This window comes from Mesorhizobium sp. M1338 (assembly GCF_040318045.1).
Lineage (GTDB): Bacteria > Pseudomonadota > Alphaproteobacteria > Rhizobiales > Rhizobiaceae > Mesorhizobium.
Genome location: NZ_JAMYLL010000020.1, coordinates 65,900 through 89,116, shown reverse-complemented (window position 1 = coordinate 89,116; position 23,217 = coordinate 65,900). Strand labels below are relative to the sequence as shown.

At 62.1% G+C, this 23,217-nt stretch carries 22 protein-coding genes; 6 read left to right on the top strand and 16 right to left on the bottom strand.

Features of this window, described 5'->3' with window-relative positions; translation table 11 throughout:
• The first annotated feature begins 219 nt into the window (after positions 1 to 219).
• Together pnp and NKH19_RS18805 are read left to right on the top strand one after the other, a co-directional pair.
• Entirely contained in the window at positions 220 to 2,367 is a 2,148-nt protein-coding gene (pnp, locus tag NKH19_RS18810) for a polyribonucleotide nucleotidyltransferase (protein ID WP_352870145.1), read from the top strand.
• A 96-nt stretch (positions 2,368 to 2,463) separates the two neighbouring features.
• On the top strand, positions 2,464 to 3,483 hold the full coding sequence (locus NKH19_RS18805) for a class I SAM-dependent methyltransferase (RefSeq protein ID WP_352870146.1): 1,020 nt from the start codon (positions 2,464 to 2,466) through the stop codon (positions 3,481 to 3,483).
• 15 nt (positions 3,484 to 3,498) lie between these two features.
• Here the strand turns inward: NKH19_RS18805 and NKH19_RS18800 are convergent, their stop codons facing one another.
• The 4 genes from NKH19_RS18800 to fabA all read right to left on the bottom strand — a co-directional run bounded on the left by NKH19_RS18800 (position 3,499) and on the right by fabA (position 7,882).
• The gene (locus tag NKH19_RS18800) at positions 3,499 to 5,043 is read right to left on the bottom strand and encodes a putative bifunctional diguanylate cyclase/phosphodiesterase (protein ID WP_352982613.1); all 1,545 of its coding nucleotides are present in this window, start codon (positions 5,041 to 5,043) and stop codon (positions 3,499 to 3,501) included.
• A 207-nt stretch (positions 5,044 to 5,250) separates the two neighbouring features.
• Positions 5,251 to 6,063 (bottom strand): enoyl-ACP reductase FabI, encoded by an 813-nt coding sequence (fabI, locus tag NKH19_RS18795; protein ID WP_109666399.1) that lies wholly within the window; start codon positions 6,061 to 6,063, stop codon positions 5,251 to 5,253.
• Between the two features lie 33 nt (positions 6,064 to 6,096).
• On the bottom strand, positions 6,097 to 7,317 hold the full coding sequence (fabB, locus tag NKH19_RS18790) for a beta-ketoacyl-ACP synthase I (protein WP_023758107.1): 1,221 nt from the start codon (positions 7,315 to 7,317) through the stop codon (positions 6,097 to 6,099).
• A 49-nt stretch (positions 7,318 to 7,366) separates the two neighbouring features.
• On the bottom strand, positions 7,367 to 7,882 hold the full coding sequence (gene fabA / locus NKH19_RS18785; protein WP_352870148.1) for a 3-hydroxyacyl-[acyl-carrier-protein] dehydratase FabA: 516 nt from the start codon (positions 7,880 to 7,882) through the stop codon (positions 7,367 to 7,369).
• 242 nt (positions 7,883 to 8,124) lie between these two features.
• On the opposite strand from fabA, the gene irrA reads away from it, so the two are divergent.
• The gene (gene irrA, locus NKH19_RS18780) at positions 8,125 to 8,556 is read left to right on the top strand and encodes an iron response transcriptional regulator IrrA (RefSeq protein WP_024503471.1); all 432 of its coding nucleotides are present in this window, start codon (positions 8,125 to 8,127) and stop codon (positions 8,554 to 8,556) included.
• A complete protein-coding gene (locus NKH19_RS18775; RefSeq protein WP_352870149.1) occupies positions 8,553 to 8,927 on the top strand; it encodes a DUF4260 domain-containing protein in 375 nt (124 codons plus the stop codon). Before irrA ends, NKH19_RS18775 begins: the two co-directional genes overlap by 4 nt.
• A gap of 46 nt (positions 8,928 to 8,973) precedes the next feature.
• Here the strand turns inward: NKH19_RS18775 and NKH19_RS18770 are convergent, their stop codons facing one another.
• Positions 8,974 to 9,534 carry an SH3 domain-containing protein gene (locus NKH19_RS18770; RefSeq protein ID WP_352870150.1) on the bottom strand — a complete coding sequence of 187 codons (561 nt, stop codon included), beginning with the start codon at positions 9,532 to 9,534 and terminating at the stop codon, positions 8,974 to 8,976.
• Between the two features lie 159 nt (positions 9,535 to 9,693).
• Between NKH19_RS18770 and NKH19_RS18765 the strand changes: the two genes are divergently transcribed.
• Positions 9,694 to 10,695 (top strand): 2-hydroxyacid dehydrogenase, encoded by a 1,002-nt coding sequence (locus tag NKH19_RS18765; RefSeq protein ID WP_352870151.1) that lies wholly within the window; start codon positions 9,694 to 9,696, stop codon positions 10,693 to 10,695.
• Positions 10,696 to 10,725: 30 nt separating this feature from the next.
• On the opposite strand, the gene NKH19_RS18760 is transcribed toward NKH19_RS18765, so the two are convergent.
• The 9 genes from NKH19_RS18760 to NKH19_RS18720 all read right to left on the bottom strand — a co-directional run bounded on the left by NKH19_RS18760 (position 10,726) and on the right by NKH19_RS18720 (position 20,622).
• The gene (locus NKH19_RS18760; RefSeq protein ID WP_352870152.1) at positions 10,726 to 11,214 is read right to left on the bottom strand and encodes a GNAT family N-acetyltransferase; all 489 of its coding nucleotides are present in this window, start codon (positions 11,212 to 11,214) and stop codon (positions 10,726 to 10,728) included.
• A 4-nt stretch (positions 11,215 to 11,218) separates the two neighbouring features.
• Entirely contained in the window at positions 11,219 to 11,974 is a 756-nt protein-coding gene (locus NKH19_RS18755; protein ID WP_352870153.1) for a molybdopterin-synthase adenylyltransferase MoeB, read from the bottom strand.
• A 125-nt stretch (positions 11,975 to 12,099) separates the two neighbouring features.
• Positions 12,100 to 13,239 carry a DNA replication/repair protein RecF gene (gene recF, locus NKH19_RS18750; RefSeq protein ID WP_352870154.1) on the bottom strand — a complete coding sequence of 380 codons (1,140 nt, stop codon included), beginning with the start codon at positions 13,237 to 13,239 and terminating at the stop codon, positions 12,100 to 12,102.
• 187 nt (positions 13,240 to 13,426) lie between these two features.
• Complete coding sequence (gene dnaN / locus NKH19_RS18745; RefSeq protein ID WP_352629705.1) at positions 13,427 to 14,545, bottom strand: DNA polymerase III subunit beta; 1,119 nt, start codon at positions 14,543 to 14,545, stop codon at positions 13,427 to 13,429.
• 305 nt (positions 14,546 to 14,850) lie between these two features.
• Positions 14,851 to 16,395, bottom strand: coding sequence for a chromosomal replication initiator protein DnaA (dnaA, locus tag NKH19_RS18740; RefSeq protein WP_352870155.1), 1,545 nt, complete (start codon positions 16,393 to 16,395; stop codon positions 14,851 to 14,853).
• 851 nt (positions 16,396 to 17,246) lie between these two features.
• Positions 17,247 to 17,513, bottom strand: coding sequence for a 30S ribosomal protein S20 (gene rpsT / locus NKH19_RS18735; protein WP_013533694.1), 267 nt, complete (start codon positions 17,511 to 17,513; stop codon positions 17,247 to 17,249).
• Between the two features lie 182 nt (positions 17,514 to 17,695).
• Complete coding sequence (locus NKH19_RS18730; protein ID WP_352870156.1) at positions 17,696 to 18,469, bottom strand: enoyl-CoA hydratase; 774 nt, start codon at positions 18,467 to 18,469, stop codon at positions 17,696 to 17,698.
• A 31-nt stretch (positions 18,470 to 18,500) separates the two neighbouring features.
• On the bottom strand, positions 18,501 to 19,388 hold the full coding sequence (gene mutM, locus NKH19_RS18725) for a bifunctional DNA-formamidopyrimidine glycosylase/DNA-(apurinic or apyrimidinic site) lyase (protein WP_352875869.1): 888 nt from the start codon (positions 19,386 to 19,388) through the stop codon (positions 18,501 to 18,503).
• A complete protein-coding gene (locus NKH19_RS18720) occupies positions 19,381 to 20,622 on the bottom strand; it encodes a phosphopentomutase (RefSeq protein ID WP_352870158.1) in 1,242 nt (413 codons plus the stop codon). Before NKH19_RS18720 ends, mutM begins: the two co-directional genes overlap by 8 nt.
• Before the next feature lie 240 nt (positions 20,623 to 20,862).
• Between NKH19_RS18720 and NKH19_RS18715 the strand changes: the two genes are divergently transcribed.
• Positions 20,863 to 21,750 (top strand): phosphate/phosphite/phosphonate ABC transporter substrate-binding protein, encoded by an 888-nt coding sequence (locus NKH19_RS18715; protein ID WP_352870159.1) that lies wholly within the window; start codon positions 20,863 to 20,865, stop codon positions 21,748 to 21,750.
• 99 nt (positions 21,751 to 21,849) lie between these two features.
• Here the strand turns inward: NKH19_RS18715 and NKH19_RS18710 are convergent, their stop codons facing one another.
• The gene (locus NKH19_RS18710; RefSeq protein ID WP_352870160.1) at positions 21,850 to 22,467 is read right to left on the bottom strand and encodes a TadE/TadG family type IV pilus assembly protein; all 618 of its coding nucleotides are present in this window, start codon (positions 22,465 to 22,467) and stop codon (positions 21,850 to 21,852) included.
• 46 nt (positions 22,468 to 22,513) lie between these two features.
• Positions 22,514 to 23,095, bottom strand: coding sequence for a TadE/TadG family type IV pilus assembly protein (locus tag NKH19_RS18705; RefSeq protein WP_352870161.1), 582 nt, complete (start codon positions 23,093 to 23,095; stop codon positions 22,514 to 22,516).
• Positions 23,096 to 23,217: the final 122 nt, after the last annotated feature.

The following is a 23,217-nucleotide window of genomic DNA, read 5'->3' as shown; positions in this document are numbered from 1 at the left end:
CGACTGGCCAGACCCGGTTTCGATCGTGCAGAGGGCACTCGAAACCGCCCATGGACGGTCATGGGGCAGGATTGCAGGACGCTCGTGCGCGCTAGCCGCGCCGAAATTACCCGAGCTTCCCGTTGTCTTGCCCGTGGCTGCCCGAGAAAGGAAGCCAAGGGAAAGGGCATCCGCGCACCGTGAAACGGCGCGGCCCTTTCCTCATATTAAGGACAAGATATGTTCAATCACCACAAAGTGGAAATCGAATGGGGCGGCCGTCCGCTCATCCTCGAAACCGGCAAGATCGCGCGCCAGGCTGATGGCGCGGTGCTCGCCACCTACGGCGAGACCAAGGTTCTCGCCACCGTCGTTTCGATGAAAGAGCCGAAGCCAGGCCTCGATTTCTTCCCGCTGACCGTCAACTACCAGGAAAAGACCTACGCCGCCGGCAAGATCCCGGGTGGCTATTTCAAGCGTGAAGGCCGTCCGAGCGAGAAGGAAACGCTGGTTTCCCGCCTCATCGATCGCCCGATCCGCCCGCTCTTCGCCTCGGGCTACAAGAACGACACCCAGATCGTGGTCACCGTCGTCCAGCACGATCTCGAGAACGATCCCGACATCCTGTCGATCGTTGCCACCTCGGCTGCCCTGACCCTGTCGGGCGTACCCTTCATGGGCCCGATCGGTGGCGCCCGCGTCGGTTACATTAACGGCGAATACGTGCTCAACCCGCACGTCGATGAGATGCAGGAATCGAAGCTCGACCTGATCGTCGCCGGCACGACCGACGCCGTGCTGATGGTTGAGTCCGAAGCCAAGGAACTCGGCGAAGAGCTGATGCTCGGCGCCGTCATGTTCGGCCACAAGGGCTTCCAGCCGGTCATCGACGCCATCATCAAGCTGGCCGAAGTCGCCGCCAAGGAGCCGCGTGATTTCACCGCGCCGGACTATTCCGCCCTTGAAGCCGAGATGCTGAAGATCGTCGGCGACGAGCTCAGCACTGCCTACAAGAACGTCGACAAGCAGAAGCGCTATGCCGCCGTCGACGCCGTCAAGACCAAGGTCAAGGCCGCGTTTGCCCCGGCCGAAGGCGAGGACGCCAAGTACACCTCCGAGCAGATCGGCACCGTGTTCAAGGAACTCCAGGCCAAGGTGGTGCGCTGGAACATCCTCGACACCGGCTCGCGCATCGACGGCCGTGACCTCAAGACGGTCCGCAAGATCGTCTCCGAAGTCGGCGTCCTGCCGCGCACCCATGGTTCGGCGCTGTTCACCCGCGGCGAGACCCAGGCGCTGGTCGTTGCCACGCTCGGCACCGGCGAGGACGAGCAGTATGTCGACTCGCTGACCGGCATGTACAAGGAGAAGTTCCTCCTTCACTACAACTTCCCTCCCTACTCCGTCGGTGAGACCGGCCGCATGGGTTCGCCGGGCCGCCGCGAAATCGGCCATGGCAAGCTCGCCTGGCGCGCCATTCGCCCGATGCTGCCGAGTGCCGACCAGTTCCCCTACACGCTGCGCGTCGTCTCGGAGATCACCGAGTCCAACGGCTCGTCGTCGATGGCCACCGTCTGCGGCACCTCGCTGGCGCTGATGGATGCCGGCGTGCCGCTGGCCAAGCCAGTCGCCGGTATCGCCATGGGCCTGATCAAGGAAGGCGAGCGCTTCGCGGTTCTGTCCGACATCCTGGGTGACGAAGATCACCTCGGCGATATGGACTTCAAGGTCGCCGGCACCGCCAACGGCATCACCTCGCTGCAGATGGACATCAAGATCGAGGGCATCACCGAGGAGATCATGAAGATCGCGCTGGACCAGGCCAAGGATGGCCGCCAGCATATCCTCGGCGAGATGGCGCACGCTCTGACCGGCGCGCGTTCGGAACTCGGTGAGTTCGCGCCGCGCATCGAAGTGATGCACATCCCGACCGACAAGATCCGCGACGTCATCGGCTCGGGCGGCAAGGTCATCCGCGAGATCGTCGAAAAGACCGGCGCCAAGATCAACATCGAGGACGACGGCACGGTCAAGATCGCTTCGTCCAACGCCAAGGAGATCGAGGCGGCGAAGAAGTGGATCCACACCATCGTTGCCGAGCCGGAAGTCGGCGAAATCTACGAAGGCACGGTCGTCAAGACCGCCGACTTCGGCGCTTTCGTCAACTTCTTCGGTCCGCGCGACGGCCTCGTCCACATCTCGCAGCTTGCCAACGACCGGGTCGCCAAGACCTCGGACGTGGTCAAGGAAGGCGACAAGGTCTGGGTCAAGCTGATGGGCTTCGACGAGCGCGGCAAGGTCCGCCTGTCGATGAAGGTCGTCGACCAGGCCACCGGCAAGGAACTTGCCCGCGACAAGAAGACCGAAGGCGAAGAAAACGCCGCCTGATCGGTCTTGAGGTCATGAATCGAAACGGGCGCGGCTTATGTCGCGCCCGTTTTCATTTTCGGGCTGTAGAGACAGACTTCATTTCGAGATCGAAAAATGTCCGCCGAGCCGCTGAAGACCCTTTTTCATCCCTTTGAGGCCGAGGCCGTTCCTCTGCCAGGAAAGGGTAATCGCGTCCTGTTTCTCGGCGCCGAACCGGGTTTTCGGCTGCCCGAAGGCTTCGAGGCCGCGCTTCATCTCGTGCAGGGCTTCCGGCCGCATTTTCGCGCGCTGCAGGCCTCCGGTGTCATCGTCACCGCGCAGGCGGAAGGCGACGGCTTCGACATGGCACTCGTGCTGGCTGGTCGGCATCGCGGCCTGAACGAAGTGCGCATCGCGCAGGCGTTTGAGCGCGTGGCGCCGGGCGGACTGGTCGTCGTTGCCGGCGGCAAGGACGATGGTATTGCCAGCCTGCGCAGGCGCGTTGACGAGCTTGTGCCGCTTGAGGGTCATCTACCGAAACATCACGGCATCGCCTTCTGGTTTCGCCGTTCCGCCGATCTGGCCGCCGCAGAAGAATTGCGTGCCGCCAATCCCGCCTTGCTGGTCGAAGGCCGGTTCCATACCGCGCCCGGCATGTTTTCCTTCGACCGGATCGATACCGGCTCGAAACTGCTGGTCGAAAACTTGCCCAATGATCTGCGTGGCAGTGTTGCCGATTTCTGCGCCGGCTGGGGCTATTTGGCCGCCGAGATAGCCGCCCATTCACCCGGCATTCTGGCGCTCGACCTCCATGAGGCGGATTTCGCCTCGCTCGAAGCCGCGAAGCTCAATCTGGCAGGGGTTAGCCAGTCGATCGCCAGGAACTTCTTCTGGACCGATCTGCTGAAAGAACCGGTCGAGAAGCGCTACGACGCGATCGTCATGAACCCGCCCTTTCATCGCAGCCGTGCGGCCGAGCCCGAGATCGGCGCCGGCATGATCCGCGCTGCGGCCAAGGCCTTGAAGCCAGGCGGGCGGCTGTTCATGGTCGCCAACCGCCAGCTTCCTTATGAGCCGATCCTGTCGGCGGCCTTTTCGAGCCATGCCGAACTCGCTCGCGACGGCATGTTCAAGGTGCTTGCCGCGCGGCGTTGATACAATGCGTAGCGTTTAATGCAGATTGGCGACGCGCCGGACCTCGTCGGTGACATGCGAGTCGCCAACCCTGAACTTGAGTGGTGCCGGCCGGCCGAACAGATAGCCTTGCACCACCTCGCAGCCAGCCGCCCTGAGCAGCGTCGCCTGGCTTTCGGTCTCGACGCCTTCGGCAATGATGCTGACGCCGAGCGCCCGCGAAAGCCCGACGATGGTCGAGACGACCGCGCCGGAGCTGGAATCGGTATCGAGGCGGCTGACGAAGGACCGGTCGATCTTCAGCTTGCCGAAAGAGAAATCGATGAGATAGCTCAAATTGGAATAGCCGGTGCCGAAATCGTCGACGGCGACCGAGATGCCCATGTCCGCAAGCTGCTTCAGGATGGCGGCGGCGCGGTCGCGGTCCTGCATCATCGCCGTCTCGGTCACTTCCAGCTCCAGCCGCGACGGCTTGATGCCGGTGCTCGTCATGGTATCGCGCACGGTACCGACGAAGTCCTTGGTCATGAACTGCACGGGCGAGATGTTGACGGCAACGAAGCAGTCGTCGGGCAGATGCCGGGCGTCGCTGCAAGCCTTGCGCAGCACCCATTCGCCGATCGGGCCGATCATGCCGGTTTCCTCGGCGATCGGGATGAATTCCATCGGCGGGATCATGCCGCGTTCGGGATGCCGCCAGCGGATCAGCGCTTCATAGCCGACGATGCGGCCGGTCGGGAGGTCGAGCTGCGGCTGGTAGTGAAGATCGAAGTCACCGCGCTCGAAAGCTGTATTCAGTTCGGATTCGATCCACTGGCGATGATCGGCGACCCTGCCCATTTCGGCATGGAAGACAGACCAGTTGCCGCCGCCGCTGGCGCGGGCATTCTGCAGCGCCAGATTGGAGCGGCGCAGGATGAGGACGGGATCGACACCGTCCTTTGGCATCGCCACGATGCCCACCGAAAGGCTGACCGATTGCAGGTGCGTGCTGAGTTCATAGGGCTCCATCATCTCGTCGATGAGCCTCTCGATGGTGCTTTCCAGCGACCCGGACACCTGATTGTCGGGGAGTAGAACCGCGAATTCACCGGCGCCGATGCGTCCGATCAGCGCCCGCTGCGGCACGCACGTTCTCAAGCGGTTGGTGAAGGCGCGGATCAACTCGTCGCCCTGGCTGTAGCCGATGGCGTCGTTGATCTGCTTGAAGCGATCTATATCGATGTCGATGAGGAACATCGGCTCGCCGGTCCGGCTTGTCGAGCACGCCGCCTCGGCAATCTTGCCGACCATCGCCGGACGCGCCAAAAGACCCGTCAGTTTGTCGAAATGGGTTTCCGTGAAGACGAAATCCGCCGATTCGTCGACGCCGGCGAAGAAGGACATCGCGGCTGCCGACGCCGCCAGTGCGCAAAGCGCGGCCATCACCGCGACCATCATGTCCGCGGAGATGCCGGCAAAGCCATCGCCGAGACCGAGCTTCAGGCCCCAGAGTCCGAGGACGAAACTGCCGAGGCCCGAGCTCGCTATGGTGAGCAGCCGGAACACCGGTGTTCGCTTCGGGTTGCTGACGGCGGACATTGAAAAGATCCCCAGAGTACGGGGCTTTCTAGCGGATATGTCCTTAAAATGAGTTTCCGCGAATGCGTCTAATTTTATTGGAGCGAAAGTATTTCTTGAGAGGGTTAAAGCGCGTCGGGTTGAAACGGATTCCGTCGGCGCATTTTAAGCTTTTGTTTTATAAATGTCGTTGTCCCAAAACCACCGCGCACTCTTGGGCGACATGCATTAGTCTCGTCCACCGTCGGTCTGCTTCAATTCGTCCAGCGTAGGCATGGAAACGATGTGATAGCCGGAATCGACGTAGTGGATTTCGCCGGTAACGCCGGAAGAAAGATCGGACAGTAGATAAAGCGCGGAGCCGCCGACCTCGTCGATGGTCACCGTACGACGCAGCGGCGAGTTGCGCTGCTGGTAGGAGAACATGTGGCGGGCGTCGGAAATGCCGGCGCCGGCAAGCGTGCGCACGGGTCCAGCCGATATGCCGTTGACCCTGATGCCGCGCGGACCGTAATCATTGGCGAGGTAGCGCACACTGGCCTCCAGCCCTGCCTTGGCGACGCCCATGACGTTGTAGTTCGGCATGACGCGGACCGACCCCGCATAGGTCAGCGTGATCATCGATCCGCCGTCCTGCATCAGGGCGGCGGCATGGCGGGCGATCTCGGTAAAGGAGTAGCAGGAGATCACCATGGTGCGGACGAAATTGTCCCGGCTGGTGTCGGCATAAAGGCCTTTCAACTCGTTCTTGTCTGAAAAGCCGATGGCGTGGACGACGAAATCCAGCCCGCCCCATTCCTTGCCCAGGGTCTCGAACGTCGCGGCGACCGAAGCGCTGTCCTCGACGTCGCACGGCACCACCAGCGAGGCACCGAGCTTGTCTGCCAGCGGCTTGACCCGGCGCCCGAAGGCATCGCCCTGATAGGTGAAGGCGAGTTCCGCCCCATGTTCGGATAATTTCCGGGCGATGCCCCAGGCGATCGAATGATCGTTGGCGACACCCATGACAAGCCCGCGCTTGCCCTTCATCAATCCGTCCATGGCCGCCAATCCTTATTAAAAAAAACGCTGGCCTTATGCGGAATAGCGCTGGAAAACGAGCGTTGCGTTGGTGCCACCGAAGCCGAACGAATTAGACAAGACAGTGTCGATCCTGGCGTCGTCGATGCGCTTTCGCACGATCGGCATGCCCTCGAATTCGGGGTCGAGGGTCTCGATATGGGCGCTTTCGCCGATGAAACCGCCCTGCATCATCAGGATCGAGTAGATGGATTCCTGCACGCCGGCCCCGCCCAGAGAATGGCCGGTCAGCGATTTTGTCGAGGTGATGTAGGGCATCTTTTCGCCGAACACCTCGCGGATCGCGCCCATTTCCTTGGAATCGCCCACCGGCGTCGATGTGCCATGGGTGTTGATGTAATCGACCGGCGTGGAAACCGTGGCCAGTGCCTGGCGCATGCAGCGGACCGCGCCCTCGCCTGACGGGGCAACCATGTCGTAGCCATCCGAGGTCGCGCCGTAGCCGACGATCTCGGCGTAGATCTTGGCGCCGCGCGCCTTGGCATGCTCAAGCTCTTCCAGCACCAGCACGCCCGCGCCGCCGGCGATGACGAAGCCGTCGCGATTGGCGTCATACGCGCGAGAAGCGGTCGATGCCTTGTCGTTAAACTTCGACGACATGGCGCCCATGGCGTCGAACAGGTCCGACATCGTCCAGTCGAGATCCTCGTGGCCGCCGGCAAAGACTATGTCCTGCTTGCCCCACTGGATCAGTTCGTAGCCATTGCCGATGCAATGCGCCGAGGTCGAACAGGCCGAAGAGATCGAATAGTTGACGCCGTGAATCTTGAACCAGGTGGCAAGCGTTGCCGATGCGGTCGACGACATCGCCTTCGGCACCGCGAATGGACCGATACGCTTGGGACTGCCGTTCTTCAGCGTGGTCTCGGCTGCCTCGAAGATGGTGCGGGTGGATGGTCCGCCCGATCCCATGACGATGCCGGTGCGCTCATTGGTGATGTCGCTCTCTTCGAGGCCCGCATCCGCGATCGCCTGGTCCATGGAGACGTGGTTCCAGGCCGCACCTTGGCTCAGGAAGCGCATCGCCCGGCGGTCGATCATGGCGGATGGATCGAGCGTCGGCGCGCCCCAGACCTGGCATCGGAAGCCATGCTCGGCGAACGAATCGGAGAAACTGATGCCGGATCTGGCGTCATGCAGCGAGGCTTGCACTTCGTTGGCATTGTTGCCGATCGACGACACAATGCCGAGGCCTGTGACTACGACACGTCTCATTCGCAACTCCTTCCAGGGATGCTGGCCAGGAGGCTGGCCAGGGCTGCGGTCAAACGACCGCCGACTGCTTGGACAGACCGACCTTCAGGTCCGTTGCCGCGTATATGGGCTCGCCGTCCGCCTTTAGCCAGCCATCGGCGATGCCGAGCACCAGCCGGCCTCGCATCACGCGCTTGAAGTCGATGCCATACTCAACCTTTTTCACCGAGGGCGTCACCATGCCCTTGAATTTCACTTCACCGGTCGACAGCGCCATTCCCTTGCCGGGTTCGCCGAGCCAGCCAAGATAGAAGCCCGTCAATTGCCACATGGCGTCGAGGCCGAGGCATCCCGGCATGATCGGATTGCCGATAAAATGGCAGGCAAAGAACCACAGGTCGGGCTTGATGTCGAATTCCGCGCGGATGAAACCCTTCTCGAAGGCGCCGCCCGTCTCGCTGATCTCGGTGATACGGTCGAACATCAGCATGGGCGGATAGGGAAGCTGGGCATTGCCCGGTCCGAACAATTCGCCGCGGGCGCAGGCCAGCAATTCGTCGTACTCGTAGCTGGATTTACCCGGCATCAATCTCTCCCCATATCGTTCCGGGCTATCGGGCGCCCTTGTCGTTGGTTTCCTAACACAATCTGTTTCAGGCCGGAAACCGGCGTTTGCGCTTAACCTGCTCGTCTGCCTGGGTCAATGCGCGCTATTGATCGCATTCGGGCGACAGAATATATGTCGGCGGAGGCCCGGTTTCGGCAGACGTTCATTTTTTTGCCATTCTGGGCGTGTCTTGGGGCGGAACTGTGGGGTTCGACAAGAAGATGGACCTGGACGGCCGGAAGGAAAATGTCGCTGTGGACAAACGGGTCCGTGAAGCCGGCCTGAGGCCGACGCGTCAGCGCATTGCGCTGGCCGACCTGCTTTTCGCCAAGGGCGACCGTCATCTGTCGGCCGAGGAACTGCATGAGGAGGCCGTCGCCGCCGGCGTGCCAGTATCGCTGGCCACCGTCTACAATGCCCTCCACCAGTTCACCCAGGCGGGACTGCTGCGCATCCTCGCCGTCGAGGGCGCCAAGACCTATTTCGACACCAACACCTCCGACCATCACCATTTCTATATCGAAGGCGAGAACCGCATATTCGACATCGACAGCGGTCCGGTGACCGTTGCCAACCTGCCGGAGCCGCCGGAGGGGATGGAAATCGCCAATGTCGACATCGTGGTGAGGCTGCGCCCCAAGCGCCGCGAATGAGCGGCGAGGGATTGAAGCCGCTTGATCTGACGATACGGCTCGAATGGGCAATCGTTGCGGTGGGCGCCTTCGTATTCTATGCGTCGATCGGCGTTTCCTGGTGGCTCTTCGGATTGCTTGTCCTGGCGCCTGACCTGTCGATGTCAGGCTATCTGGCGGGACCGCGCGTCGGTGCCCTTGCCTACAACGCCTTGCATATTCTGATCGTGCCCGTGCTGCTGCTGCTCGCCGGGCACATGGAGGGCAATGCGACCGCGGTGGCGGTTGCGCTGATCTGGATCGCCCACATCGCCATCGACCGTGCGCTGGGCTACGGCCTGAAGCTGCCAACCGGCTTTCAGGACACCCATCTCGGCCGCATCGGGCGCTAAACCACCACCGCGACTCTTCGAGATGTCGCGGTCAAAGGGGTAAAAATCAGTTCTTGACCCGCTCGCCGGGGTAGGCGCCCCAGACGATCGACTGGGCAAGCCAGCCGGTGTGGCCATCGAACGTCATTTCGCACCACTGGCCATCGCAGGATTTGATCGTGCCCATGACGCCCGGCTCGACCATCGCGACCACCCTTGCGTCCTTGTCGGGGCTGTTGAGAAGATTGATCTGGGCGCCCTTGCCGCGCTGCCACGGTGCGACGATTGCCGTGCGCCGGCCGGAAAGCAGCGACTGGTTGATCCAGCCTTCCGACCCATCGGCATCGCGCACGCGGCGCCATGTATCGAATTCTTGGATGATCTCCATCGGCAGGCCGGCCTTCATATACATCCAGTCGACCGAGTAGTTGGCGCCGGGGCCGACGCGCGAGTTGACGCGGCCGGATTTCAGGCTGACGAATCGCGGCAGCGGCAAACCGCTCGGCCCGAGCGTGACGACGCTCTGCGCGGGTGCCGCCGCGCTCTGCGCCGCGGCAAGCGGAGAATAAAGCAAAGCGCCGAGAAGTGCTGCGCTGAGGGTCAGGCGAAACGACGCGAAACCAGACACTTTCATTCCTTTCGGCGCTTGCCTGGCGGCAGCGGCGCCCCTTTTTCTTTGTCTTCGGCGGCACCGCTTGTTACATGAGGTAATCGGTACCGCGACCGGCTTTCAGTTTCGCCGGTCTTGGTTAAAGAGGTCTCAACGAGATCGGGGTACGAGGAAACAATGGTAGGCAAAAAGAAGCCTCTCGTCGTCATCACGCGAAAGCTGCCCGACCCGGTCGAGACCCGCATGCGCGAACTGTTCGACGCCCGGCTGAATGTCGAGGACAGGCCGATGACGCAGCCGGAACTGGTGGCGGCGGTCAAGGAGGCCGACGTGCTGGTGCCGACGGTGACCGACCACATCGACGCGGCACTGATCGCCCAGGCCGGCGACAACCTCAAGCTGATCGCCAATTTCGGCAACGGCGTCGACAAGATCGATGTCGAGGCCGCGGCTAAGCGGGGCATCACCGTCACCAACACGCCCAATGTGCTGACCGAGGACACGGCCGACATGACCATGGCGCTGATGCTGGCGGTGCCGCGGCGGCTGGCGGAAGGAGCCAACGTGCTCACCGGCGACAAGAAATGGGCCGGCTGGTCGCCCACCTGGATGCTTGGCCGGCGCATCTGGGGCAAGCGGCTGGGCATTGTCGGCATGGGGCGCATCGGCACCGCCGTCGCCAGGCGGGCCAAGGCCTTCGGCCTGTCGATCCATTACCACAACCGCCATCGCGTGCTGCCGGCCGTCGAAGACGGGCTGGAGGCGACCTATTGGGAAAGCCTCGACCAGATGCTGGCCCGCATGGACATCATTTCGGTCAATTGCCCATCGACGCCGGCAACCTTCCATCTGCTTTCGGCGCGGCGGCTGGCGCTGCTGCAGCCCACGGCCTATGTCGTCAACACCGCGCGCGGCGACATCATCGACGAGGAAGCACTGGTCAAGCTGATCCAGGACGGCAAGATTGCCGGCGCCGGCCTCGATGTCTACGAGCACGAGCCGGCTTTGAACGGCAAGCTGCTGAAGCTCGCCGCCAAGCACAAGGTCGTGTTGTTGCCGCATATGGGCTCGGCGACGCTCGAAGGCCGCATCGACATGGGCGAAAAGGTCATCATCAACATCCGCGCCTTCGTCGATGGCCATCGCCCGCCGGACCGCGTGCTGCCACTGCGAACCTGACGCAATCGAAACGCAGATGAAAGACCGGGCTTACACAAGCACCTTGCGCATGGTGATCGAGGTCGGCCTGTCGTAGCCCTCATGCGCCGTCCGTTCGGTCTCATAAAAGCCGAAGCGGGCAAAGGCTGCATGGTTTCCGGTCAGCTCGATCCGCGTCTGAAGCTCGATTGCCACCTTGCCGTGGCTGCGGGCAAAATCTTCGACCGCCTGCATCAGCCGCCGGCCAATGCCCTGTCCCTGCCAGTCCGGCGCGATGGCGAGCTTGCCGACATAGAGTTCCGCCGGCCTTTCAAGGGCAAAGATACAGCCGACGATCCTGTCGCCGTTGAGTGCCACGAAGCCGGTCTCCCGCCGAGCCTTGTCCCGCAGGCTGTCCGCGGTCAGCAGGTGGGCGGAGGAGGGTGGGTCGATAACCCCGTCCATCGAGGCGAAGGCACGCATGATCAGTGCGAGCACATCGTTCCAACGGTCGAAATCGGCCGGAATCTGCGCAATGGAGACAGCTTCGGTCCGCTCCACGCAGTCAGTTTCTCTTGTAGCGGATCGTGTCGAAGCGCGCCGCCAGCCCATCATAGAGCAGCAGCCTGCCGACCAGCGGCTCGCCGACGCCGGTGATCAGCTTGATCGTCTCCATTGCCTGCAGCGTGCCGACGACACCGGTCAGCGCACCAAGCACGCCGGCTTCGGCACAGGACGGCACCAGGCCAGGCGGTGGCGCCTCGGGAAACAGATCGCGGTAGCCCGGATTGGGCTTGCCGTCCTTGCCGTCCTCGAATGGCTTCAGCACCGTGACGGAGCCGTCGAAGCGTCCGACAGCGGCATGCACCAGCGGTTTCCCAGCGTTCGCGCAGGCATCGGCCACCACATAGCGGGTTTCGAAATTGTCGGAACCGTCGACGACGATGTCATAGCCGGCGACGAGGGCGGGGGCATTGTCCGTGGTCAGCCGGAACGTGTGCGTTTCGACAAAGGTGTTGGGATTGATGCGGGCGATTGCCGCCTCGGCGCTATGGGTTTTCAGCATGCCGACACTATCGGTGCCGTGAATGACCTGACGCTGCAGGTTGGAAAGCGAAACGGTGTCGTCATCGACCACGCCGAGCGTGCCGACGCCGGCGGCGGCAAGATATTCAAGCACCGGCGCGCCCAGCCCGCCGGCGCCGATGACCAGCACTCGCGCCTGCTTCAGCCTCTGCTGGCCGGCGCCGCCGATCTCGGGCAGCACGATGTGGCGGGCATAGCGTTCGATCTCGTCGGCGTTCAGGGCGGCAGGGGTCATCGCCGGATCATATAGCGGCTGAAAAACCTTGTCAGGGGCTAATCCATGACATGCATAAACCTGCGGCGGGTCGCCCAAAAGTGCGAAGCGGTTCTGGGATGATGACCTATGCAAGCGTCAAATATCTAGATCGTTGGCCCAACCGTGCCGTGGTCGACAGTCAGGAATTGCGCACGCCCCTTGAGACTGGAAAACAGCGCCGCATCGGTTCCGGTCATGAACACCTGGCAGTTCAATTCCTCAAGGATGGAAAACAACGCCGCGCGCCGCCCGCCATCGAGATGCGCGGCGATCTCGTCGAGCAGCAGGATAGGTGTCATGCCCGACATTTCGCCGGTCAGCCGGGCATGCGATAGCACGATGCCGACCAGCAGCGCCTTTTGCTCGCCTGTCGAACAGAGCTCGGCCGGCATCGCCTTGGGACGGTGCCGAACCACCAGATCCGAACGGTGTGGCCCTTCGAGCGTGCGCCCGGCGGCGCGGTCGCGGTCGCGTCCCTCGGCAAGCGTCCTGCGGAAGCGCTCTTCGACATCGACTGCTGGCATGCTGGAAACCTCGGCCTCCAGATCCCCCGAAAGGCCGATATCGGCCTGCGGAAATGGCCCCGTGTCGGGCAGCCTGTCGATCATGGCGGCGAGCAGGCGCACCATCTCGGCCCGTGCCGCGGCGATCGCCACACCGGTCTCGGCCATCCGCGTCTCGATCGCGTCGAACCAGCGGTCGTCCCGGGATCCTTCGGTAAGCAGTCGGTTACGGCCACGCATCGCCTTTTCGTAATCGATCGCACGTTGCCCGTGGCCGGGGTCGATCGCAAGCACCAGCCGGTCGAGAAAGCGCCGTCGATCCGCGGCCGGTCCTGTGAACAAGGCGTCCATCGCCGGTGTCAGCCACACGACGCGCAGCCATTCCAGCATGTCCTCGGCCGAACGTGCCGAAGCTCCGTTGATGCGCACCCGCCTGCCGCCTTCGCCGGGGCTGTCGCCGCCGGAAATGCCTGTTCCGATCTCGACTTGACCGTCAGCTCCGTCGAGCCGGGCATGCAGGGCAAAGCCGCCATCGCCACCCTCACGCGCGACATCCGCATAAGGGGCGCGGCGCAAGCCACGCCCCGGTGTCAAAAAGGAGATCGCTTCGAGGAGATTGGTCTTGCCGGCACCATTGTCGCCGGAAAAAACCACGGCACCCGGCGCCAGATCGATCGTCAGCGCCGCGTAGTTGCGAAAATTAGTAAGCGTAAGCTTACTTATGTAGGTCTGTGCCGGCAACCGCTATCCGCCTGTAGAGCGGTTCATCGTTTCACGTAAACGCCGAACGGCCCTATCTCTTTGTTTTGACGCAATTCCGGACGGAAAACCGTTTCACACTTTTCCTGGAATTGCTCTGGAAGTCGCCGCAACCATGGTTCTCATAGCCGGTCCCGGCCGCAGAGCCGGATTGATGACTCGGCCTAGGCTACACCCGCATCGGCATCAGCACATAGAGTGCGGTTTCGTCGGCCATGTCGTGGATCAGCGTCGGCGAACCGGCGTCGGCCAGCATGAACTTGGCCTCGGTGCCGGTCAGTTGCGCGGCAACGTCGAGCAGATACTTGGCATTGAAGCCGATTTCGATCGGATCCGACGAATAGTCGGCTGCGAGTTCCTCGGTGGCGCTGCCTGAATCCGGATTGTTGACCGCAAGCGTCACCTGACCCTCGCTGATCGAAAGCTTCACCGCGCGGCCGCGTTCGGAAGAGATGGTCGAGACGCGATCGACAGCGGCGGCAAAACTCTGGCGGTCGATGATCAGCTTTTTGTCGTTGCCGGTCGGAATGACCCGCTGATAATCGGGGAAGGTGCCGTCGATCAGCTTCGAGGTCAAAATTACGCTGCCGATGGTGAAGCGGATCTTGGTGTCCGACAGTTCCGTGGTCACCGCGACGTCCGGATCGTCCACCAGCTTCTGCAGCTCGCTCACCGTCTTGCGTGGAATGATGATGCCCGGCATGCCCTCGGAACCCGCCGGCGCGTCGATTTCGGCGCGCGCCAGGCGGTGGCCGTCGGTCGCCACCGAGCGCAGCTTCAGCTTGCCGCCGACCTCATGCGTGTGCAGGTAGATTCCGTTCAGATAATAGCGTGTCTCCTCGGTGGAGATGGCGAACTGGGTCTTCTCGATCAGGCCCTTCAGGGCAACCGAGTCGAGACGGAAGATATGCGAGAACGATCCGGCCGAAAGCTCGGGGAAGTCGGATTGTGGCAGGCACTGGAGGCGGAAGCTTGAGCGGCCTGACGTCACCGTCATGGCGTTGCCGTCCTCGTCCGTCTTCAGCATCACCTCGGCGCCGTCGGCGAGCTTGCGAACGATGTCGTAGAGCAGATGTGCCGGAACCGTCGTCGCCCCGCCGCGCTCCACCTTGGCGGGCGTCGCTTCCGTCACCTCGAGGTCGAGATCGGTCGCCTTCATTTCAAGGCTGGCGCCTTCGGCGCTGAGCAGCACGTTGGACAGGATCGGTATGGTGTTGCGCCGCTCGACCACACGGTGGACGTGGTTGAGCGACTTCAGGAGGTTTGACCGTTCCAGGATAACACGCATGACGAAACAGGCTCGCTTGAATGAATGACGGGGCACCAATGAGCGGCGTCCCGCGAAAGGTCTGAACAGGCTCAGAATCTGCGTAAACTGACAGGAAAAAACCGGCAAACGCAAGCCCGCGCCACCGGTAAGGGTCGGCTGCGCGGGCTTTCTGGGGATAAAGGGCACGAAGCCCGCGAGCCGGTGTTGTAAAACCGAAATCCGGGCCGCTTCCAGGCGGCGCCACGAGCCCATTCCGGGCCCCGGACCGCACAGGCAAGCCATTGAATTCCGGTGTTGTTCCGGTTCGGGCTCGCCCGGACCGGTCAGGCTTGGTCGTTGATCAACCGCCTCAAGAGCTCGAGTTCCTGCGCCAGCGTGTTGTCGTTGCCGGAAAGGTCCTCGATCTTGCGCACGGCATGCAGCACCGTAGTGTGATCGCGGCCGCCGAAACGCCGTCCGATCTCGGGCAGCGAGCGCGGCGTCATCACCTTCGACAGGTACATGGCCACCTGCCGCGGCTTGACGATGGTGCGCGTGCGCCGGTTGGACAGCAATTCGGTCTTCGACACATTGTAGTGGCGCGCGACGATGCGCTGGATGTCCTCGATACGGACCCGCTTCGGCTCGCCGGTTCGATAGATGTGGCCGAGGATTTCGTCGATCCGGTCGATGGTGATCTGCGGCTCGAAGGATTGACGGAACAGCAGCTGGTTGAAGGCGCCTTCCAGTTCGCGTCCGCTGCCGGTCACGGTGCGGGCAACGTGGTTGAGGATCTCTTCCGAAATGTTCAGCGACGCATCATCGACCCTGGCGGTGGCAAGGCGCAATTTGAGCATGCCAAGGCGCATGGCGAAATCGGGCGCCGACATTTCAAGCGCGACACCGCCATTGAGGCGCGAACGGACCCGCGGTTCGAGCGATTCCAGTTCCGACGGCGGCCGGTCGGCGGCAACGACGACCTGCTTGGCGCTATCGAGCAACATGTTGATCAGGTGGCAGAATTCATGCTGGATCGACTTGCCCTGCAGGAACTGCATGTCGTCGATGATGAGCAAGTCGATGTCGCGCAGCTGTTCCTTGAGCGTCAGCGCGTTGTTGTCACGGATAGCGGTGGCAAAGCGCCACATGAAATACTCGGCCGTGAGATAGACGACGCGCGACTTGGGATTCTGCTTCAGCGATTCCGCGGCGATAGCCTGCAGCAGATGTGTCTTGCCGAGCCCGACGGTTGCGTGAAGGAAAAGCGGGTTGAAGCGCACCGCGCTCGATTGCGATTCCGCCACTGCCTTGGCGGCGGCGAAGGCCACCCGGTTCGACGGGCCCTCGATGAAGGAGCCGAACGTATAGCGAGGATCAAGCGGTGACCCCAGCACATTGTGCCGGAATTCGCTCTCGACCGGCGTGCCCGGACGCGGAACCGGTGCACGCTCTGTCCGGCCGGGGCTGACGGTGCCCGCGGCAAGCGCCGTCTGCGTCTGCCGCGTCATCTTGCGTGCCGGTACCACCTCCGGCTCGGCTTGGCTGCGTCCCTGACGGGTCGCCGTGCGCACGACAATGTCGATCTTGAGGAGATCAGGATCCTCCTGCTTCCACAGCTCGGAGATGAGGTCGAGATAGTGGCCGTTGATCCACGAGCGCAGGAAGGCGGTGGGCACCGAGATGCGTACAATGCCCTTGGAAGCCTCCGCGACCTTCATGCGGCCAAACCAGCTCGAATAGACTTCGGTTCCCAGACGCGCCTTCAACTGAGTCTTGACCCGGTCGAATTTTTGCTCCGCGTCGCTGGACACCGCCATGTCTTTTGCTCCGATCAAAGTTCCAGGAAATGGGAGGTCGCCCGTAAGTTCCCTTTCGATGCCGCTCTGCATGATCTTTTCCTTGTCCTTCCGTACCTGTTTTCCACCGGGGATGCGCCTCCTGCATCCGGTTCCGGCGACTGCGTCTTTGCTGCGATGTCCGCTGCCGCCGCCGGCAGATGAACGTCGCCCATTGTCTGCGGGAACCGGTGCCGGCTCATGGAAGCCAGTCCGCGTTGGGTATGTCAGGGCAACAAAACACCGTCCGTCGAAAAGATCGCCGGCCGCCGTCTACCCGCCATGTCTAGTTACGCCAGTCCCCTACCGCATCGAAAAAGACAAACCAAACCCGTCCGCAGACTTGATCCGCGTTGCAAATCCCGCCAATTTAAGCTGGTCCGTGTCAGGCTGGTTGAGGGCCAGAGGCCCGTCCCTTTCGATAGATCGACATTACCGAAATCGCTGTGGATAGGGCAAGGCCACGTCTAACGGATTTTTAAGGAATCTGGTTACTGGAGGCGGGTTCGGGTGGCGTACCGCAACGGCACATTTTAACAAAGCCATTGTGATTCAAACCCTTTTCCGGCGAATATGAAAAACCGGGCGCTGAGAGAAATATTCTGAAATAATTCACTTGACAGCCACTTGTCCCCCATCGCCCCGGCTCGATGTGGACAAGCTGTGGATCACCGCCGGTAAACGTCTGAAAATTAAAGACTATTTCTGGTAGCTAAGAATCCGCAAGCCGGTCATTTCCAAGCGTGCTGATCAAGTGCAGGCATGCATATGCCGGCAAAGTATTCCCAATGGTGAAATCCGCATAGAACGTCGTTTCCGGACATTCTTTTTAAGTGCTTGCCGGCAAACGAAAAAACCCGGCACAAACGGCCGGGTTCGAACAACGTCAGTGTAGGCAAGTAATGTCAGGCTGACAGGACTTTGACCCGTTGAGCCAGTCGCGACACCTTGCGGGACGCCGTGTTCTTGTGGATCACGCCTTTGGTAGCGGCGCGCATCAATTCCGGCTCCGCGATCTTGAACGCAGCCTGCGCGGCGGCCTTGTCACCGGAGGCAAGTGCCTCTTCGACTTGGCGGATATAGGTGCGCACGCGCGAGCGGCGATTCTTGTTGATCGCTGCGCGGCGTACGATCTTGCGCGTTGCCTTTTTGGCCGAGGATGTATTGGCCATGATGCCTCTCTTCTGATCTGGTCGGCGCATGCGGGATGCCGCAGGGCGCAAAAAACAAACGGGCAGCCACGGGGCCGCCTCGGTTGGTGGGGCTTATAGTTCAGCTTTTCCGGCGCGTCAACGCTGCCCGGCCTTCTTTTTGGCGGCCAACAACCATCTTCTTCGCAGTTGAAGGATTGGCGTCAGCGGTTGGTGAAATTCGGCTTCCGCTTCTCGGCGAACGCCGCCATGCCTTCCTTCTGATCGTCCAGCGCAAACAGCGAATGAAACAGTCGGCGCTCGAACCGCAATCCCTCGGCAAGCGTCGTCTCGAAGGCGCGGTTGACAGCCTCTTTTGCCATCATCACCGATGGCAGCGAGAAACTGGCGATCTTGGCGGCCGCCTTCAGCGCCTCCTCGACAAGGTCGCCCGCGGGCACGACCCGCGACACTAGGCCCGAACGCTCGGCTTCGGCGGCATCCATCATCCGCCCGGTCAGACACATGTCCATCGCCTTCGCCTTGCCGACGAAGCGGGTCAGCCGTTGCGACCCGCCCATGCCTGGAATGACGCCGAGCGTGATTTCGGGCTGGCCGAACTTTGCCGTGTCGGCGGCGATGATGAAATCGCACATCATCGCCAACTCGCAGCCGCCGCCGAGTGCATAGCCCGCTACGGCCGCGATAACAGGCTTTCGCGCCCGCGTAAGCTCCTCCCAGCCGACGAAGAAGTCTTGGGCGTAGGCGTCCGCATAGGAGATCGACTGCATCTCCTTGATGTCGGCGCCGGCGGCGAAAGCCTTTTCGGAACCGGTGATGACCATGGCGCCGATACCGGCATCGGCACCGAAACCGTTCACGGCCGCGACCACTTCGGTCAGGATCCGCGAGTTCAGCGCGTTGAGCGCCTGCGGCCTGTTCAGCCTGATCAGTCCGACCTTGCCATGCGTCTCGGTGATGATCGTTTCATAGGTCATGACTGCTTCTCCTCGCTCGCGCTCGTCTAACTCACCGCTGACATGTCCGGCAATAGAAGGTCGATCGGCCGCTCTGCACGATCCGTTCGATGTGGCCACCGCAGCCGGGTTTCGAACAGGCCTCGCCTTCGCGGTCGTAGGCGGCGAAGGAATGCTGGAAATAGCCCAGGGACCCATCGGTCTGCATATAGTCCCGCAGTGAGGACCCGCCTGCCGCGATCGCATCTGATATCACCGAGCGAATGGCTTCGGCGAGATGTTCGCTTTGGGCCTGGGCTTTCTTTCCGGGCTTGGCGATCGTGCCCGCCTCGCGCAGCGGCGACAGGCCGGCGCGCCACAGCGCCTCCGACACATAGATGTTGCCGAGCCCGGCGATCAGCCTCTGGTCGAGAAGCGCTGCCTTCAGCGGCGATCGCCGCCCTTTCATCAATGAGGCAAGCAGGGCGCCGTCCAACGTGTTGCCCGTTGGCTCAACGCCCAGTCCGGCCAGCATCGGATGAACGTTCGGCCCTTCCGCAAACAACATGAAGCCGAAGCGGCGCGGATCATTGAAGATCACGCGAGATCGGGCGCCCGCCGGAGATACGACATGGAAGACGACGTGGTCGTGGTTGGAACTCTTCGAACGGTCGTGCTGGAAGATGCCAGGCGTGTCGCTGCCGTCCGCCGTTTCGATGCGGAATGAGCCCGACATGCCGAGATGGCAGATCAGCACGGGACCGCCTTTCAGGTCCATCGTCAGATATTTGGCCCGGCGACCAAGTGCCGTGATCGTCTTGCCGGTCAGCCGCTGCGAGAATTTCTCGGGAAATGGAAAGCGCAGATCCGGTCGGCGCGCCTCGACACGGGCAATGGTTGCGCCTTCCAGAACCGGCTGCAGTCCGCGCCGGACGGTTTCGACCTCCGGCAATTCAGGCATGACCGCCAATCGCCGTATAGAAAGAAGTGCCATAGCGGCCGTGCGCCAGCCCAAGATGCTCGGCCACGGTTTCACCGATGTCGGCGAATGTCGTTCTCAGCCCGATGTCGCCGCCCTTGAAACCCGGTCCGGTGCCGATCACCGGAATGCGCTCGCGCGTATGATCGGTACCGCGCCAGGTCGGATCATTGCCGTGATCGGCCGTCAGGATGAGAAGATCGCCCTGCCGCAGCCTTGCAAATGCCTCCGGCAGTCGCCGGTCGAAGGCTTCGAGCGCGGCGGCATAGCCTGCAACATCGCGGCGATGACCGAATTCGGTGTCGAAGTCGACGAAATTGGCGAAGACGAGATCACCGTTGCCGGCATCATCCATCGCGCCCAGCGCCTCGTCGAACATCGCCATGTTGCCCGCCGCCTTGCGCACTTGCGAAATTCCGCGATGAGCGAAGATGTCGCCGATCTTGCCGATGGCGATGACACGGCTGCCACGCGCCGTCAGCCGGTCGAGCAGGGTCGGCTCCGGCGGCGGCACGGCGTAGTCATGGCGGTTGTAGGTCCGCTCGAAAGTGGCGGCGGTTTCGCCGACGAAAGGCCGTGCGATAACCCGTCCGATCCTCAGCGGGTCGACCAGCTTGCGTACCACCTTGCAGAATTCATAAAGCCGATCGAGGCCGAAATGGACTTCATGCGCGGCGATCTGCAGGACCGAGTCGACGGACGTGTAGCAGATCGGCTTGCCGGTGCGGATGTGCTCCTCGCCGAACCGCTCGATGATCTCGGTGCCCGATGCATGACAATTGCCGAGAATGCCCGGCACCTTGCCTTCGCGGATCATCGCCTCGGTCAGTTCAGCCGGAAAGGCGGGAACCGTATCCGGGAAATAGCCCCAGTCCAGGCGCACCGGCAGGCCGGCGATTTCCCAATGGCCCGATGGCGTGTCCTTGCCGCTTGAAATCTCCTGCGCGGCGCCGTGGAAGGCCGTGGCGAGCAGATCCGCCCCGCTGCTGGCAAAGCCCAGTCCCGTCGCGGTTTCGGCAGCCTTGCCAAGCCCGAGCGAGGCCATGTGGGGGACAAACAGCGGTCCACCGCGAAGCCCCTCGCGATCCGCGCGGCCTTCGGCACAGGCCTCGGTGATGTGCGCGAATGTGTTGGCGCCGGCATCGCCGTAGCGGTCGGCGTCGGTCGCGCCACCGATGCCGAAAGAGTCCAGAACGAAGAGAAAAGCGCGCGCCATCGGTTGGTTGCCAGTTTGAACGACCAGACATAGGGTTCCGCGACTTCATTGGCAATTCGGAAACCAAACGGCAACGGCTTGGCGCGATAGTCCAGTGATGTCGCCCAAAGGTGCGCGGCGGTTTTGGGCAACGACATGCACAAACAAGGAATGCATGTCGCAACGATGCGACGGATGGGTATGGGTCGAGGAAACGAGACGGCGGTTCGGAGCGTTGCACTGAAGGCCTCTGCTGCCCTCATGCTGGTGCAGGCCGTGGTCTGGTCCAGTCCGGCGCATGCCGACTGGCGCGATGACATAGGCACGTTTCGCATCGGCATCGTTGCCGAGCCAGGCGCCGGCAACACCGTTCCCGGGCTGGCTGCGTTGACCGACGCCTACACCAAGGCCCTGGGCATGAAGGTCGAGTTTGTCGTTGCCCACGACTATGCGGCGCTGATCGAGGCGCAGGCCAATGCCCGCATCGAATACGCGATCTATTCGGCGACCGCCTATGCGACGGCCTCGCAGCGCTGCGAATGTATCGAGCCGCTTGTGGCTCCGGTCGATTCCGACGGTGCGATCGGCATCCGCTCCGTTCTGCTGACGCGGGACGGCAAGCTGCCCGACCTAGCTGCGATGGAGAGCCATCGCATCGCCATGGCGCCTTCTGACAGCGTCGGCGGTTCCCTCTTGCCACTTGCGGCTTTGACCGGGGAAGGCCGCGAGGTCGCTGAAGACGCACCGTTTCTGATCCATGCCGACTCGGCCGCGGCCGCCGAGACGATGCTGATCGATGGTAGGGCCGATGGCCTGTTCGGCTGGGCGACGGCCGCTGCCGACGGTCAGCCGGAAGCATCGGGCACGCAGGCCAGGCTTGAAGCGGCAGGGCTTTCGGTTATGGCACTTCGGATCGTGTGGACGTCGGGCCTGCTGAGATATGGTCCTCATGCGGTGCGCAGCGATCTTGATCCTGAAGCCAAGCGTCGGCTCACCGTGTTCCTCACCAACCTCAAGTCGACGACGCCTGATATCTACGACCTCCTGGAATCGAAGCATTCCGGCGGCTTCGCCATCGTGACAACAAAGGATTACGAGATGGCCGCTTCTATCGTGCGCTTCGTCTCGGGCAGAGGTCAGCAGCAGTAGCGCAATTCCAAAACGGAAAATCTGCGTAACGGGTTCTCACCTGCAATCGCGTGGGATTAAGAGCCGGAGCGGTTCTGCAAACTGCCCGGCCGTCCCGGTTCAACAGTCGCCGCAAGTAACCGTCACGCTTCTGCGAGGGCGCAGATAGTAGGTTTCGCCCATCGTTATGTTGCTGAAAGCCGAGGTCAATCCGAGCTTCTGCTGGTTGCTCGCCGACCAGGCGATGACCGGCGTGTAGCCGAGAGTGCTTTCGACGCGGATGAGGAAGGTGTTGGCGACCTTGAGCGATGCTGGAACGGTGGTCTCCGTGGTCGCGGCGGCGCCGGGGCTGGCGACGCCCGCGACCAACTTGCGTGACCATACCACCAATGCCTTCGTCCCATCGGCCGAGACCTGTATCGCCGTTATGGTGATGCTCGGGGCCGAGCGGCTGTAGGGCTGAAGGGTGACGGTGCCGATCTTCATGATGGCGTCGACATCCGCTTTGAGGACGCTTGTCTGCTGGGTGACGAGATCGGCCACCATGCTGCCGATACGACTGACCTTCTTGCTGGTCTCGATGGCCTGTGACGCCTCCATTGTCAGGAAATACATGATCAGCAGAATAGGCATGATCAAGGCGAATTCGACCGCCGCGATGCCGCGGCGATCGGCCCAGAATCGACCTGCTTTCCGCCAAACTCCCGTAGTCCTGAGATGTGCCCCCGCACGCATCATGCCCGTTGCCCTTTTTCTTTTTGCTGCTCGTGCATCCGCCTCGAACTCAGTTGTCGAACGGCTCGTTCTGCCAGGTCACGGATGCGAAATGCAGCGTCTTGTTGCCGCCCATCGACTGGGCCAAAAGGTCGGTCATGATGGGCCATTTGTAAAAGACCCGCAGCATGTTCCTCGATTCCGGCGCACCCGCCGTAACAGCAAAGGGCGGCTCGGCGGTGCCGTTCGTCAGGATGATTTGGCCGCCCTGGATCTTGAAACCGGCCGCGGCCGCGTCGGCGAACGTCGTATATTGGCGAAGATCCACTTGCAGCTGATCCTTGCAATCCTGGGAAACGATGATCTGCAGTTTTGTGCAGATCATGTCCCGCAAATTGGTTCCAGCGATGTCGGCCGCCCTCAACTGGCCGGTGCGCAATCGTCGCGCGACATCGTCGGTGATGTTGGCCATCACTTCCTGCGCGGCGAACGAGATGCAGCTTTCCAGAATGGCAAAGACAAGCAATGCGAACGGGACGGAAAGGATCGCGAATTCGATTGCCGTGGCGCCGCGGCGGTCACGAAGAAAACGGGCGAAAAACCTTGGGCGTCTCGCCTTGTGTTCGCCTGCACAGCCGAATTCCTTGCTCATGTCTGATCCTGCCGATCTCTATGCGGTCTCGGAAGGAGCAACTAGCGCAAACCGATTGAGGTCCGGTTTGGATGATCGTTAAAGTCGGCGTTGGCTTCTTAACCAGCCGATAACCTGAACGG

Excerpts from the sequence above, each read along its gene's own strand:
- dnaN (WP_352629705.1), bottom strand. The coding sequence starts at position 14,545 with ATGCGTGTTATCCTGGAACGGTCAAACCTCCTGAAGTCGCTCAACCAC.
- NKH19_RS18730 (WP_352870156.1), bottom strand. The coding sequence starts at position 18,469 with ATGACCTATGAAACGATCATCACCGAGACGCATGGCAAGGTCGGACTG.
- NKH19_RS18800 (WP_352982613.1), bottom strand. The coding sequence starts at position 5,043 with ATGTCCGCCGTCAGCAACCCGAAGCGAACACCGGTGTTCCGGCTGCTC.
- NKH19_RS18710 (WP_352870160.1), bottom strand. The coding sequence starts at position 22,467 with ATGATGCGTGCGGGGGCACATCTCAGGACTACGGGAGTTTGGCGGAAA.
- NKH19_RS18765 (WP_352870151.1), top strand. The coding sequence starts at position 9,694 with ATGGTAGGCAAAAAGAAGCCTCTCGTCGTCATCACGCGAAAGCTGCCC.
- NKH19_RS18805 (WP_352870146.1), top strand. The coding sequence starts at position 2,464 with ATGTCCGCCGAGCCGCTGAAGACCCTTTTTCATCCCTTTGAGGCCGAG.
- NKH19_RS18720 (WP_352870158.1), bottom strand. The coding sequence starts at position 20,622 with ATGGCGCGCGCTTTTCTCTTCGTTCTGGACTCTTTCGGCATCGGTGGC.
- NKH19_RS18775 (WP_352870149.1), top strand. The coding sequence starts at position 8,553 with ATGAGCGGCGAGGGATTGAAGCCGCTTGATCTGACGATACGGCTCGAA.
- irrA (WP_024503471.1), top strand. The coding sequence starts at position 8,125 with ATGGACCTGGACGGCCGGAAGGAAAATGTCGCTGTGGACAAACGGGTC.
- fabA (WP_352870148.1), bottom strand. The coding sequence starts at position 7,882 with ATGCCGGGTAAATCCAGCTACGAGTACGACGAATTGCTGGCCTGCGCC.
- fabB (WP_023758107.1), bottom strand. The coding sequence starts at position 7,317 with ATGAGACGTGTCGTAGTCACAGGCCTCGGCATTGTGTCGTCGATCGGC.
- NKH19_RS18715 (WP_352870159.1), top strand. The coding sequence starts at position 20,863 with ATGCTGGTGCAGGCCGTGGTCTGGTCCAGTCCGGCGCATGCCGACTGG.
- mutM (WP_352875869.1), bottom strand. The coding sequence starts at position 19,388 with ATGCCTGAATTGCCGGAGGTCGAAACCGTCCGGCGCGGACTGCAGCCG.
- dnaA (WP_352870155.1), bottom strand. The coding sequence starts at position 16,395 with ATGCAGAGCGGCATCGAAAGGGAACTTACGGGCGACCTCCCATTTCCT.
- NKH19_RS18705 (WP_352870161.1), bottom strand. The coding sequence starts at position 23,095 with ATGAGCAAGGAATTCGGCTGTGCAGGCGAACACAAGGCGAGACGCCCA.
- NKH19_RS18755 (WP_352870153.1), bottom strand. The coding sequence starts at position 11,974 with ATGACCCCTGCCGCCCTGAACGCCGACGAGATCGAACGCTATGCCCGC.
- pnp (WP_352870145.1), top strand. The coding sequence starts at position 220 with ATGTTCAATCACCACAAAGTGGAAATCGAATGGGGCGGCCGTCCGCTC.
- rpsT (WP_013533694.1), bottom strand. The coding sequence starts at position 17,513 with ATGGCCAATACATCCTCGGCCAAAAAGGCAACGCGCAAGATCGTACGC.
- fabI (WP_109666399.1), bottom strand. The coding sequence starts at position 6,063 with ATGGACGGATTGATGAAGGGCAAGCGCGGGCTTGTCATGGGTGTCGCC.